The organism is Acinetobacter sp. YH12231, assembly GCF_013417755.1.
In the GTDB taxonomy this organism is placed as follows: domain Bacteria; phylum Pseudomonadota; class Gammaproteobacteria; order Pseudomonadales; family Moraxellaceae; genus Acinetobacter; species Acinetobacter amyesii.
The window spans coordinates 114,208-128,064 of sequence record NZ_VPDJ01000009.1 but is presented as its reverse complement, the minus strand read 5'-3'; the positions used below and the strand labels follow the sequence as shown (position 1 = coordinate 128,064).

The 13,857-nt window shown below is 41.3% G+C and carries 9 protein-coding genes; all 9 read left to right on the top strand.

Annotation, left to right across the window (positions count from 1 at the left end; genetic code table 11):
• The first annotated feature begins 281 nt into the window (after positions 1 to 281).
• Positions 282 to 2,066 carry an IucA/IucC family siderophore biosynthesis protein gene (locus FTV11_RS07055; protein WP_180007863.1) on the top strand — a complete coding sequence of 595 codons (1,785 nt, stop codon included), beginning with the start codon at positions 282 to 284 and terminating at the stop codon, positions 2,064 to 2,066.
• The gene (locus tag FTV11_RS07050) at positions 2,059 to 3,516 is read left to right on the top strand and encodes a lysine N(6)-hydroxylase/L-ornithine N(5)-oxygenase family protein (RefSeq protein WP_180073642.1); all 1,458 of its coding nucleotides are present in this window, start codon (positions 2,059 to 2,061) and stop codon (positions 3,514 to 3,516) included. Before FTV11_RS07055 ends, FTV11_RS07050 begins: the two co-directional genes overlap by 8 nt.
• Entirely contained in the window at positions 3,516 to 5,351 is a 1,836-nt protein-coding gene (locus FTV11_RS07045; RefSeq protein ID WP_180007861.1) for an IucA/IucC family siderophore biosynthesis protein, read from the top strand. The genes FTV11_RS07050 and FTV11_RS07045 overlap by 1 nt, the downstream gene beginning before the upstream one ends.
• A gap of 54 nt (positions 5,352 to 5,405) precedes the next feature.
• The gene (locus tag FTV11_RS07040) at positions 5,406 to 6,038 is read left to right on the top strand and encodes a GNAT family N-acetyltransferase (protein ID WP_180073641.1); all 633 of its coding nucleotides are present in this window, start codon (positions 5,406 to 5,408) and stop codon (positions 6,036 to 6,038) included.
• The gene (locus FTV11_RS07035) at positions 6,035 to 6,427 is read left to right on the top strand and encodes a hypothetical protein (RefSeq protein WP_078190999.1); all 393 of its coding nucleotides are present in this window, start codon (positions 6,035 to 6,037) and stop codon (positions 6,425 to 6,427) included. The genes FTV11_RS07040 and FTV11_RS07035 overlap by 4 nt, the downstream gene beginning before the upstream one ends.
• On the top strand, positions 6,403 to 7,674 hold the full coding sequence (locus FTV11_RS07030) for an MFS transporter (RefSeq protein WP_257223200.1): 1,272 nt from the start codon (positions 6,403 to 6,405) through the stop codon (positions 7,672 to 7,674). Before FTV11_RS07035 ends, FTV11_RS07030 begins: the two co-directional genes overlap by 25 nt.
• A gap of 15 nt (positions 7,675 to 7,689) precedes the next feature.
• Positions 7,690 to 9,957, top strand: coding sequence for a TonB-dependent receptor (locus FTV11_RS07025; protein ID WP_180073639.1), 2,268 nt, complete (start codon positions 7,690 to 7,692; stop codon positions 9,955 to 9,957).
• A 111-nt stretch (positions 9,958 to 10,068) separates the two neighbouring features.
• Positions 10,069 to 11,289 carry an MFS transporter gene (locus FTV11_RS07020; RefSeq protein WP_180073638.1) on the top strand — a complete coding sequence of 407 codons (1,221 nt, stop codon included), beginning with the start codon at positions 10,069 to 10,071 and terminating at the stop codon, positions 11,287 to 11,289.
• Positions 11,290 to 11,523: 234 nt separating this feature from the next.
• The gene (gene mtlD / locus FTV11_RS07015; RefSeq protein WP_180073637.1) at positions 11,524 to 13,695 is read left to right on the top strand and encodes a bifunctional mannitol-1-phosphate dehydrogenase/phosphatase; all 2,172 of its coding nucleotides are present in this window, start codon (positions 11,524 to 11,526) and stop codon (positions 13,693 to 13,695) included.
• The last annotated feature ends 162 nt before the right edge of the window (positions 13,696 to 13,857 follow it).

The following is a 13,857-nucleotide window of genomic DNA, read 5'->3' as shown; positions in this document are numbered from 1 at the left end:
TCTATGCTAAATGAGAAAATTATCATTTAGTTCCATTTCAGAAAATTGTATAAATAAAAACAGAAAAGTTCATATCAAAAAAATTAATTTTTAAATACATAGAGATAAGACCAAATTTGCAATCCTGTAGCAAATCTTCACAAAAATGCAATTATTAACAATAATGATTATCATTAACATGGTTTCATGCTGGCCAGCGTACTAAGCATGACTTGCACAGTTAAAGAAACATAATTACATGACAAAGCTTGGAAAAGCTTAAAAATAGAGGATATGGTCAGATGAAAGAGCTTGCTAATCGCTTGGCGATGCAGCATCTTGTCAATGCATACTCACAAGAAACCGGTAAAGGTATTTTGCTGGAAAAGTATCAACAGAATTCATCACAATTGACGTTTAGCCAAGGCTTGACGTTGTTATGCATCCCTTTAGATTGCATTCAATCACAGTTATTTGTACCACTATCTTATGTCAGCCTTGTTGGTAGACATCGTCTTGCAGATCTCCCATACGTTTTTAATAAAGGACAGAAACTGTCATTTAGTATCACCGCGATCGCGAATTTATTGCTTGAACAGCTCGTACAAGAGTCAGGTCATACACTGGATGCTTCATCATTATTAGAGCGTTGGATCGAAAGTCGTGAAGCGCTTATTCAATTTTTGACACTACGTGAACATGATTTTGAGGCTTTGGTCCAAGCGGAACAAAGTTTCATTGAATCGGAACAAGCTTTAATTTTAGGGCACAGCATGCATCCTGCACCGAAAAGTCGGGTCGGTTTTGTGCATGAAGATTGGGAAAGGTATTCGCCAGAAGCCAAAGGTCTAAGCCAACTGCATTATTGGTTGGTAGCTCCAGAATATATTCAAGAAGGTTCAGCTTTAGATCAAGCTGTATCAGCGCAATTGAAAAGCGAATTGCAATGGCATTTATCAGAAACAGATCAAGCGCTACTGAATGCTTATTCGCATTATAAGTTATTGCCTTTGCATCCTTGGCAAGCACGTTATTTACAGTCAAAAACATGGTTTAAAAACTTAAAAACCAAATTAAAAATTATCGATTTTGGCGAGAAAGGTTGGGCATTTTCCCCAACAACTTCGGTACGCACCATGGCAAGTTTTGCAGCGCCGTGGATGTTAAAACCGTCACTATCTGTAATGATCACCAATTCAATCCGAGTCAATCTTGCCAAAGAATGCCACCGTGGTGAAATGACCCATCGACTTTGGCATTCAAGTCTTGGTGAGCGTATTTTACAGCAATGCCCAACGCTCAAAGCGGTGAATGATCCTGCTTGGATGGCATTGAGTATAGATGATGAAATAGTCAATGAAACTATTTGTATTTTCCGTGATCAGCCTTTCAGTGAAAAGCAGCAGGTGAGTTGTATTGCATCATTGTGCCAAGATCATCCTGCACAGCCCAAAAACCGTTTTAATGCCTTATTTGAACAAATCGCAAAACAACAACCTGAACTTGATCAAAGCGCCATTGCGATCAATTGGTTTAAACAATTTTTGGCAATTAGTCTGAAACCACTGATGTATATGTACCATCAATACGGAATGGCTTTTGAATCACATCAGCAAAATGTCTTACTTGAGCTTGAACATGCAATGCCTAAATATCTATGGCTGCGTGACAATCAAGGCTTTTACTATATCGAAGAACTTGCAGGTGAGGTCTTAAGCGCATTTCCAGAGTTGCAAGAAAAAGCGCATGCCGTGGGTTCCAAAGCCTTTGTCGATGAGCGCTTTAGCTATTATTTCTTTGGTAATACTTTATTCGGCATTATCAATGCAATTGGTGCAACTGGATATGTCACAGAGCAAGTGTTGATATCGATATTGCAAAATGAACTGTTGGACTTACATCGGGCATATCCAGAAAGTTCATTGATTCATTCATTACTGTATCAGCCGACCTTGCCGTATAAGGGTAATCTGTTGACGCGCTTGTATGAGCTGGATGAATTGATTGCCCCAGTCGATCAGCAATCGGTTTATGTACAGTTGCCAAATCCTTTATGTGTGGAACAGAAGGATGTGCAATATGCTTGATTTTATTGGGATAGGCTTAGGGCCATTTAACCTTAGTTTGGCGAGTTTGCTACATAAGCAAAATCATTTGCAGTATCAATTTTTTGAAAAGAAACCACAGTTCGACTGGCATGCGGGTATGCAATTGCCCAATACAGTACTGCAAGTGCCGTTTATGGCCGATCTGGTTTCCATGGTCGATCCAACCAGTCCTTTTAGTTTTTTAAATTACTTAAAGGCGCAGCAGCGTTTATACAAATTCTATTTTTTAGAACAAGCTCAGATTCCTAGACGTGAATATAACCATTATTGTCAATGGGTTGCAGACCAACTAGAGCATATTCAATATCAATCAACCGTAAAAGCCATTTATGCCCAAGAGCAAGGCTTTGAAGTCATGGTTGAACAAGATGGACGTTTTAGACGTTATCAATGCCGAAATTTGGTCATTGGTTCGGGGAATGTTCCGCATTTACCACAGTGTCTAAAAGACATACAGCAGCAATATCCTGAGCGCTGCTTACATTCTGCAAATTATTGCAATGCAGAGTTAAATCATTTGAAAGGTAATGTGGTTGTACTGGGATCAGGCCAGTCTTCGGCCGAAGTCTTTATGGATCTGTTTGATCGTCAATATTTGCAGGATCAGACTACAACAGCGCAGTTTAAGTTACATTGGCTGACACGCTCGAGTGGGTTTTTCCCGATGGAATATGCACCACTTGGATTGGAGCATTTTAGTCCTGATTATACTGCGCATTTTTATCAACTGAGCCCAGAAAATAAAGCCGAACTATTGAAGCAACAAGGCCTGTTATATAAGGGCATCAGTGCAAAAACCATCCGTGATATTTATCAAAAACTATATCACCGGAGTATTGGTCAAAATATTCAACAGACGCATTTACATGCTCAGGTGGGTTTGGTTGCTGCCGAGCCGCATGGCGCGGGCATCCGTTTGCAGTTTCAGCATAAAGTCACGGCAGAACAATTCTATCTGGATGCCGACTTTGTTGTGGCTTCAACGGGATATCACAGTCCAGAGTGGCAATATCTCAAATATCTAAAACCACTGATTCAATGTGATGAATTCGGTCGCTGGAAAATCAGTCAGGACTACCGCGTACAGCATGACGCTGTTGGGGAGATCTTTGTTCAAAATCAGGAAATGCACAGTCACGGTGTCGGGACTCCTGATTTAGGGTTGGGTGCTCACCGTGCAGCGATCATTGCCAATCAATTATTGGGTTTTGACTTATACGATTTAGGTGATCAAGCGCAAAGTTTCCAACATTTTTCACCCAGTGAAAATGCTGAAATGCACAGTATGGGCATTGTAAAGAAATCAGCGCCAACCAATATCCAAAGACCATTTTCCGTAAAAAAAACCATTGCCAACTATGCAATGAGCCGCAATACAACAATGCCGAATAAGCAAGAACAGAATGCGGTTAAACTCGAGAAATTATAATGACATTTGCAAAATTACAGATAAATCAAACGCAGTGGCGCCGTGCAGGGCAAAGACTGATTGAAATGGCGATTGCTGAATTTTTATATGAAGAAATTATTCAAATTCAGCCAGTGGAAAATAACACTTGGCAACTCAATCTGGATGATAAAACGTATCAATTTGAAGCGACTCAGTTTCTGCTTGGGCATTGGCGTATAGTTGAAGGGAGTGTTCGAGATTTAGGTGATTCGACAGCACAGCCCGCATGGAATCTACATGAATTTATTCGTGCCTTTTCAAATCAAGCTGAAGTGAAACCTTTTACCAAGGCCTATTTGATTAAAGAAATGAACAATACATGGTTGGCTGAAGCACATGTTTTTGATGAGCAAAGATTGCTGAGTCAGGCTGTGCTGTCAGCGCCACACTATCAAATTGAAGGCATGTTACGTGGACACCCATGGCTCATTATGAGTAAGGGGCGTATGGGCTTTGGCTATGATGATTATTTAAGCTCAGCACCAGAGATTTCTCCAACGGTCAAAGTTCTGTGGTTAGCTGTTCATCGTGATTTAGCTGAGTTTCGTTCGACCGAGGCTTGGTATGCGAAAAGCTTATATCGCCATGAATTGAATTCTGCGCAATTACACGATTTTCAACAGCAATTGGCGGACAACGCCTTAAATGCTGCTGAGTATTTCTTTATTCCTGTACATGCATGGCAATGGCATCAGTGGTTAATCCCGACCTATGCCAATGAAATCGTCGATCAGCGCATTGTAGAGCTGGACATTGGACAAGATGACTATGCGCCAATGCAATCAATTCGTACTTTATGCAATACCAGTCATCCTGAACGTCATTATGTAAAGTTACCTGTCAGTATCTTTAATACGGCGGTATATCGAGGTTTGCCTTCAAAACGAAATTTAGCTGCACCTGCGGTGACCGCTTGGCTGAAGGACATTCAACATCATGATGTAGACCTGCAAAAAACACAGGTAGCATTTTTGGGTGAAGTTGCAAGTTTAACTTTGCAACAGCCATGTTTTGATCAGATAGACGGTGCGCCTTACCAATTTAAAGAATTGTTTGGTTGTTTATGGCGTGAAAGTGTCGAGCCATGTATTGGTGAACACCAGTTAGCACTTTCCCAAGCAGCATTGTTGCATCGAGACATAAATGGTCGGTCTATTTTATCCGTGTTGATTGAGGCTTCAGGTTTGACCCCTTTGCAATGGCTGAAACGTTTTGCTGAAGTTTGTGTAACACCGCTACTGATTTGTTTATACAAATATGGTTTGGCTTTTTCTCCCCACGGTGAAAACACCATGTTGATCCATGAAAATGGCTTACCGAAAAAAATGGTGCTGAAGGACTTTATTGATGATGTCAATTTAGTTGATGAAGATTTTCCTGAACTCGAAAATTTACCAACTGAAGGGCAAATTTTACTGCGCCATCCTGCTGAAGAACTTAGTCACTTTATCTTTACAGGTTTGTTCATGGTGCATTACCGCTATATCTCTAATGTCTTCCTTGAAGATTATCCACAGCATACAGAACTTGAGTTTTGGCAAACCATCTCCACCGTGATTGACGAATTTCATCAGGCACATCCTGAATTGGCAGATCGTATTGAAAAATTCAGTATGTTCCGTCCACGTTTCGAGAAAATTTGTCTGAACCGTGTTCGACTGTTTACTACCAGTTATAACGACGAAGCAGAACGACCAGTACCTGTATTTTTAGATCCTATTGCAAACCCTGTGAGTCCAAGCACTTTAAATCAGTGGGCGAAACAACAGCATACCGCCGAACAGAAAACGACAACTAATCGTATTGCGTCATAAACAGATTTTTGAGCTAAGAACAGAAAAGATTAAACAAATTTAAAGGACGACATCATGACAACGTTATCACGACAACTACCTGATTTTTATGAATACCATGAGAATGAGACGCAATACTACTTACGACAAATGCAATATCCAGAAGATATGGCTTTGGTTCATAAATGGATGCATGAACCGCATGTTATTCCACAGTGGCAGCTCAATAGGTCAGAAACTGAACTAAAAGTGTATTACGAAAAAATGCTGACAGATGATCATCACCGAATTTTGATTGTGGGGGTAAATGGTGAAGATGTGGGCTACACAGAGATCTACGAAGGAAAACGGGATCGATTAGGTTTGTACTACGACGGTGATGAGCTTGATCTAGGTTGGCATTTGTTATTTGGTGAAAAGTCCGTTTTTGGTAAAGGCTATTTACGTCCCGTCATGCGTTTATTGAGTTTTTATATCTTTGAAAATGCTGCATCAGCCAAGATTGTGGGAGAGCCTGATCATAGTGTGAAGCCTTATGCCGTCGTAGTTGAAGACATGTGCTATGAAGCGCAGCGCCTAATCCCAATGCCTGAAAAGACCGCCATGTTGTATTACTGCTTTAGAGAAACATTTTATTCAAAATTTGGTCATTACTTAAACGACTCCAAGGCATTTCAGCATCAGCAACTAGCTAAGGCGGTGTCATGAGTTATCGCTGCACCCACATGCACATACTGGACATGCGCTTTTCAGCGCATGTTTCAGTGGAAGAGTTTGAACAATGGTTGACTCAAGTTGAGCGCTTTTTTCTGAAAAGTCAGCCCTTTGTTTTGGTTATGCAAACGGCTGAGGGAACGACTTTTCCTGAAGAATATCGGCAAATACAGGCCGTTTGGTACAAGAAGTTTAAACATCTCTTTTTTCAATATTGTTTGGGTCTGGTGCGTATTGCGCAAGATCCAGATGACTTCAAACGTTTAAATACACCCGCGCTGCATGCAGCGTGGCGTGTGCCTTATTACGTTTCATTAGAACAGTCTGATGCGCTGCAATGGGCAGTGCAGAGGTGGATATGCAACAACACTCAAGAAAATTAAATCATGCAATTTCACCATCTCAAATTTCAGTCCTGAGTTTGAGCGTCGTGATTATTTTGTACTTAGCACATGCATTGCCTTTGTATTTTTACAATGTGGCTTTGCCTGCCATTTTACGACATCAAGGGGTAGATTTACGCTGGATCGGCATGTTATCGCTGCTTTATATTCCATGGGCATTCAAGTTTTTTTGGGCGCCTTGGATCGATCAGCTCTATGTCAAAAAACTCGGTAAACGTAAAACATGGCTGTTGTTTACGCAAATCGCATTGGTACTGGGGGTACTGGTTTTAGCCTTTACGCAGTTTTCTTATGGGCTGACTTTATTTGTCATTGTTGGTTTATGGATTTCAACGTTTGCGGCAACGCAAGATATTGCGATTGATGGTTATACCGTAGAGAAATTTACCGAAGGCAATTACCGTCTGGGCAGTATGGCACAGAGCATTGGGGTGGCCGTCGGTAGCATGCTTGGTGGCACTGCAACTTTATGGATTTACCAATATTGGGGTTGGCAGTCAGCGCTCACAACTTTAGCGCTGCTGACATTTTTAACCATGTTTGCTGTGTTTTTTATTCAAGAAGAACCACAAACTCAAATTGCCAAAGCCAAACCAAGCCTACGACAAGCGTTTAAACGACCTGCGATTCGTTGGGCCTTGCTGCTCATCGTTTGTTATCGCGTGGTGGAAGCACCCGCTATGGCAATGCTGAATCCCATGTTGATCGATCAAAAATGGTCACTGTCTCAGATCGGGGTGTTGATGTCTGTGGTCGGTGCCGGTGTCGGTCTGATTGCAGCTGTTAGTGCAGCTGTATTGCTGAAAAAAATCAAAGCGACGCAATTGTTGGTCTGGGCAGGATGGTTACGTACATTGCTATATGCCGTCATTGGGGCAGCCGTTGTATTGGAGTGGTTGAATCAATGGCATCTGCTTTTAGGTCTATTTGTCGTGTTGATGCTAGCCATTCGTTATATCGCCATGACATCACTCTATGCCTATTTCATGCAGACCAGTTCTAAAGAACAGGCGGGTACCGATTTCACCATATTAGTGTGCTTTGAATTGCTCGTTTACTTCATTAGCGGTGCATTTTCAGGCTTTCTCGCAAAATCATTAGGCTATGGACATTTTTACTTGGTATTGGCAATTGGCTCAGTAATCAGCGTCTTAATTAGTCAGCGCATTGTTTTAAAAACACAAAATTTTAAAACTCAAACACTTCCGACTCAATCGGAACTCTAAGAAATGGAAAAGAATATGAAACGTTTAGCTCTACCGATGCAACTGACGTGTCTCAGCCTTGCAATTTGCACTCAGCTTTATGCACAAGACGTCACAACGGACACAGCACAAAATACTGCAGTTGAAACACAAACTGCAGTAGCTACTAAAATGGCACCGATTGTTGTGACGGCAACTCGTTCTGCGAAAAGCATTGCAGATATTGCGGGTACGGTGTACAGCATTCCTAAAGAAGAAATTGAAAAACAAGCCAATGCAGGTAAAAGCACAGCTGATATTGTTGGTTTATTGGTGCCATCACTGACTCCATCGAGTGGTACAACGTCTAACTATGGGATGACCATGCGTGGACGTGTGGTGCAATACATGATCGATGGTGTGCCGCAAACGGGATATCGTGATGGATCTCGACAACTGGCGAGTATTAGCCCGTCGATGATTGAACGAATTGAAGTGGTCTCTGGCGCAAGTAGTATTTATGGTTCAGGTGCGACAGGCGGTATTATCAATATCATCACCAAACGAGGTGGATCTGAACCGCTGAGTTTTGAAACGAAAGTCGGTGTTACTTCTGGTAATAACTTTAAGTCTGATGCTCTGGCTTATGAAGCTGCACAAACCATGAACTTTAATCAAGGCAATTTACGCGGAACTTTAGGTGCAAGCTATACCAAACGTGGTGAAATACAAGATAGTCATGGCAACCGTATTGGACCTGAAATTGCACAAACAGACCGTCAAGATACCGACACTTTAGATCTAAATGGTCGTGTCAGTTGGAAAATTGCCGATGGTCAAACGCTGAGTTTTGGCGCGCAATATTATAATGATGAGCAAGATAGTGACTATGGCCCTGACTATGGTCCAAATTTAAATGCGCTGCGCTCACAGCCCGTGGGTGGCAAGCTGCCGTTGTCATTAAATGCGGTAAAAGGCTTACAACTTGCTGAACAACCACAAACTGAACGTTATAGCGTCAATGCACAATATGAAAATCAGGATATTTTAGGGCATCGTCTAAACGCTGAAACATATTATCGAAATGAAAAGGCGCGTTGGTTCCCATCTGCACGTCAAATGGCACCTGAGCTCTTCTTGGTGTATCAGTCAGAAACCGATATTGATGTGTTAGGCGCACGTGTTGCTCTACAAAAAGATCTTAACTTAAATGGTCGTGAACTGGGGCTAACCTATGGTGTGGACTATGAAAATGAAAAAGATCAACAAAATATCCAGATGTATGACAGTGCTACATTTATTCAAAGTAATGGTCTGAGTTATCAGCCGTTTAACTACTATGCCTTTGGCCCAGATGTTGAAACAGAAAAACTTGGCGTATTTGCCCAAGCGCAATATGAATTAACCGACCAACTTGGCTTACAAGCTGGCATTCGCCATGAACGTGTAGAAAGCGATGTCGATTCATCTGTGCCTTATATGGAAGCCATTACTGCAGATTTAACCCCAGGCTATGTGGCGAAAACACTGAATGGCGGCAATGTAAAACATGATGCAACGCTGTTTAATGTTGGCGCGGTGTATCACTTAACTGATGCACAGCAAGTGTTTGCCAATTTCTCACAAGGTTCAAACTTGCCCGATGTGCAACGTATGCTGCGTGATGTGCCAGCAAATTCTGTGATTAATAGCCAAACCATTGACCCGATTAAAGTCAATAACTATGAACTCGGTTGGCGTGTACAAAATGCCGGTGGTTTAAATGCAGGAGTGACAGCTTTTTATAATGACTCAGATAAAAGCCTGAAATTTGGTGCGCCGAATTACACCATTGATGTTATTGATACCGATGAACGTATCTATGGTGTCGAAGCCAATGCCAGTTATCAAGTTCAACCAAATTGGACGGTTGGGGGCACAGTTGCATATACCACGGGCCAATTTAAAAATACCCAAGGTGACTGGCAAGAGTTGGATGCTATTCGTGTAGCACCTTTAAAAGGAACAGCATTTTCAGAATGGCAATTTGATAATGACATGAGCCTACGTGTTCAAGCTTTAGCGATTGGCGGTACAGACAAAGCCCAAAAAGACGCTGTGAAATATGGATCTGCTCCAGCAGCGGCAATTAAAGGCTTTGCAACGATGGACGTGATTGCCAATGCAAAAGTAGGACCGGGTAATGTGGGCTTTGGTGTCTACAACGTGTGGAATACGGATTATAAATCGGTATACAGCCAGTCGGTTGAAACTGTCTATGGCCCAATTTCTAGCCTAGCGGCTCAAGGTCGTACCTACGGTTTAAGTTATACGGTGAAATACTGATTTAAAGCCTGAATCAGGTTTAAAGCACGGTATCGTGACTTACAAAATAGAGGTGGCTTAAGTCACCTCTATTGTTTATAACGTAGCCATTAAAAATGGATAACAAAAATAATGGATCGAAATAACAAACTGTTTATTGCCGCCAGTCTTGCCAATGGTGCAAGTTTCTCGATGATATTGCCGCTGTTGGCGCCATTGGTTCGTGAGTTAAAACTTACTGAGCTACAAGGTGGCGCGATGGTTTCCGTCGGTGCGCTGCTGATGGCTGTCGGTGCCATTTACATTTCAAAAAATCAATCTAAGTTTTCGATTTATCAACTCTTGAGTATCGGTTTTGTGGGCATGGCTGTGACATGGGGGCTATTTACAGCCGTGTTGATGTATGGCCTTACTGTTCATATAGGGATGTTGCTGCTGTTTAGTTTATTGATGTTGTCACGCGCAGCGACTGGGGTATTTATGGCGATGCCACAGATTGCCTTGCAAACTTATGTGATGACCCGTTTTAGCAATGAGCAGTATCGTTCACAAGCGATGTCAAAATTTGGTGCATTAAATAGTGCAGGCGTGATCATTGGTCCATTTCTAACAACCTTGCTGCTGGGCTTTGGTGGAATCATGACGCCGCTGTGGGCTGCAATCATTATTTTAGCGTTGATTTCTGTGGTCTTGGTGTTCAGCTTTGACCGACATACAGAACAGCATAGCGTTGAAAAGCCAGTGACAGAAAAGCATGAGTCACCATCTACAGATTTGAGCATTCAGCAATGCTATCCATGGTTAATGTTGGGATTCAGTCTCTATCTTGCCATCGTGACCGTAAATTTAACGGCAGGGTTTTATATTCAAGACCGCTTTAATATGACTGCTGCAGAGGGTGCAGTGCATTTTGCAGAGTGTTCTCTCGTCGTGGGTATCGCTTTGGTGATTATGCAAACGCTGATTTCTAAGTATTTAAATTGGTCCGTATATCGCTTACTGTGGGTTGGGCTGTTTAGCATGGCAGCAGCCTTGCTGATTTCGGTTTTCACCACTGAATTACAGATATTTCAAGCTACATATCTTTTATATGGTATATCGGTTGCATGTTTAATCCCTGCATTTACAACGGGTGCAGCGCAAACGGCGCCCAGTGCGTTACAGACTAAGGTGGCAAGTTGGTGTACAGCCACTCAGGCTTTGAGCTTTGTTGTCGGGCCACTGATTAGTACGGGTTTATATCAGTGGCACAAAGAATTTCCGTATTATTTTTTATTTTTAGTGATGCTCGGTCTGATCGTATTCTTTTTATTTCAAACCAAAACTCAAACCGTGAAGCGAGTTACTGAGTGAAATTGCAGTGAATTGTATATTTACAGCAATAGATCACTGTGTAGACCGTACCATCCTGACAACAGTGGGTTTTGATTACATGATGTTACTTGATCAGCGATTGATTTTACAAAATAGATTTTAAAAGCAAGCTTTTTGATTAAAAAATAACCACAATTGTTTCATTAATTCTCAAAGTACTGAATCAATAGTTTTCTCCGTTATTCTTTTCACATAAAAAATAACGGAGGTTAAATGCTTAAATTTAATAATGATTTGGTTCTGGGCGCCATTTTTGATATGGATGGAACAATGTTTGATACTGAACGTTTACGGTTTCAAACATTGAAACAGGCATCTCTTGAATTGATCGGTGTTGAGTTTTCCGAATCATATCTGATGAATTGTTTGGGATTAAGTGCACAAAGCGCGCATCGATTGGCCCAAGCCGAATATGATGAAAACATTCCATACGCAGATATTCGCAAACGCGCAGATGAATTAGAGTTGGAGCATGTTCGTCAGTTTGGTGTACCGATCAAAAAAGGCTTGGTTCAAGTATTAGAACGCTTACGCAAGTCAGGACTGAGGATGGCCGTGGCAACATCGAGTCGCCGTGCAATCGCAGAAGAATATCTCATCAATGCCAATGTGTATAAGTTCTTTGATGTCTTAGTCTGTGGCGATGAAGTTGAAAATGGTAAGCCACATCCTGAAATATTTATGCGTGCTGCCGCAAAGCTGAATTTAAATCCTGCTGATTGTTTGATGTTTGAAGACTCGGAAAATGGTGTGACTTCGGCCTTTGACGCTGGCGGTATTACCGTACTGTTTAAAGATATTAAATCGCCCAATCAAAACATGCTGTCCAAAGCCAAATATTATTATGAATGTATGTATGACTGTTTGACGGAACTTGACTCGTTCACTGCGCATTTAGAGATGCCGCATGTGCAAGAGGCTTTTCCACAAACCCTTAATCAGCTCACTGTTGGTATTCATGGTTTTGGGGCGATTGGTGGTGGTTATTTAGCACAAATTTTGTCGCATTGGGATGGTTATACACGCCCGAAAAAAATTTATGCATCGACTCGTAACCCTCTATATCGCTCTGCGGTCAATGCATTTGGTACCTACTGTATTCGTTATGGTCAATTGTCTTATGACGAACGCATTGAAAACATGGCAGTCATTGATGCTGAAAATATTCAGCAGATGCAAGAGATGTACACAGAGTCAAGTTTGGTTGCCATCTGTTTGCCTGAAAAAGCGATTGCAGAAGAGGCCAAAACCATTGCACAAGGCATGTATGCACGACATATTGCACATGATGAGAAAGCCATCGAACCTCTAACGATGCTGATCATTTTGAACAAAGTCGGAGCAAAACAATTATTAATGTCACATTTAAAACAGGCTTTAACTGAGCTTGCTGGAGCGGTTGTTGCAGAGAAAATCATGCAACAACACTATTTTTGCGATACCGTGGTCAACCGCATGGTATCTAAGTTAAGTGACCAAAACTTATATCGTCAGCTCCGTATAAAATATAATATCTTCAAACAATTTCAATTAGATGAAGTTGAAGTGAATGCTCAATTAGACTTAGAAGATGCGACGAAATTAAATCCTGATCAGGAACGTCAAGCCACTTTATATGTTGAGGATATGCGCCGAAATTTCCACCCAAGTCATATATTGCAAAGCATGGATTTAATTTTATTCAATGCTGAGTCTGACATGCCGATCTATGTAGAAAATAACAGTCCTTTGTTAGAAAAAATGCGTCAAATGATTTTGGTCGATCATATTGAAGATATTCAGCTAATCAAAAATCGCTTATGGAATGGCGTACATGCCATGTTGGCTTGGCAATCTGCACTGTTCAATCATCAAACCATAGGTGTGGCACTTGCAGATCATCGTGTTGATCAATTTATGCATGAACTCATTGACGAGGTGCAGGCTGGTTTAGCACGATGCTTACCTAATCGTGCTTTTGATTTAACACGACTGGCAGAAAGCTTTATAAACTCTTGTGAACATGCGTATAAAGATCCATGTGCGCGTGTGGCACGAGATCCTTTACGTAAACTTGCAATTAATGAACGAGTGTTGGGCTCGTTGGCGACCAATCTGAAATATGGACTGGAGACAAAGCACCTACAGCAAGGGATTGTCTATGGTTTGATGTATGCCGTGAGTGTAAATCAATGTTCGATGGAACAGGTTATCAACTTTATCCAGTTGCAATTTTCAGAACTGAAAAAGACAAACGAGCTTGAACAACTGGAACGTATTGAACAGATTGAGGCCAATGTAATGATACAGTTGCAGCATTTTTCTGATCAGTCCACAGAGCAGTTTACATCTTGGAAAAACCATGCTGTAACGCAAGATCAGAAAGATACTGCGAAATTTGCCTAAAATATAATGCTTATCTGTGCGCAATATATATTGAATCAAAAATGCTGAGTATGACTCGGCATTTTTTTATTAAAGAAAGCTCTTAGATGAATGAATTTCAGTTCTAACTGAATATTACTAAATCAAAATTGGGCAAAGTCTGTTTTGATTCATGCTTTAATA

Bases quoted from the DNA above. Each gene is read 5' to 3' on its own strand.
- FTV11_RS07020 (WP_180073638.1), top strand. From the start codon at position 10,069: ATGGATCGAAATAACAAACTGTTTATTGCCGCCAGTCTTGCCAATGGT.
- FTV11_RS07050 (WP_180073642.1), top strand. From the start codon at position 2,059: ATGCTTGATTTTATTGGGATAGGCTTAGGGCCATTTAACCTTAGTTTG.
- FTV11_RS07025 (WP_180073639.1), top strand. From the start codon at position 7,690: ATGAAACGTTTAGCTCTACCGATGCAACTGACGTGTCTCAGCCTTGCA.
- FTV11_RS07045 (WP_180007861.1), top strand. From the start codon at position 3,516: ATGACATTTGCAAAATTACAGATAAATCAAACGCAGTGGCGCCGTGCA.
- mtlD (WP_180073637.1), top strand. From the start codon at position 11,524: ATGCTTAAATTTAATAATGATTTGGTTCTGGGCGCCATTTTTGATATG.
- FTV11_RS07035 (WP_078190999.1), top strand. From the start codon at position 6,035: ATGAGTTATCGCTGCACCCACATGCACATACTGGACATGCGCTTTTCA.
- FTV11_RS07040 (WP_180073641.1), top strand. From the start codon at position 5,406: ATGACAACGTTATCACGACAACTACCTGATTTTTATGAATACCATGAG.
- FTV11_RS07055 (WP_180007863.1), top strand. From the start codon at position 282: ATGAAAGAGCTTGCTAATCGCTTGGCGATGCAGCATCTTGTCAATGCA.
- FTV11_RS07030 (WP_257223200.1), top strand. From the start codon at position 6,403: ATGCAACAACACTCAAGAAAATTAAATCATGCAATTTCACCATCTCAA.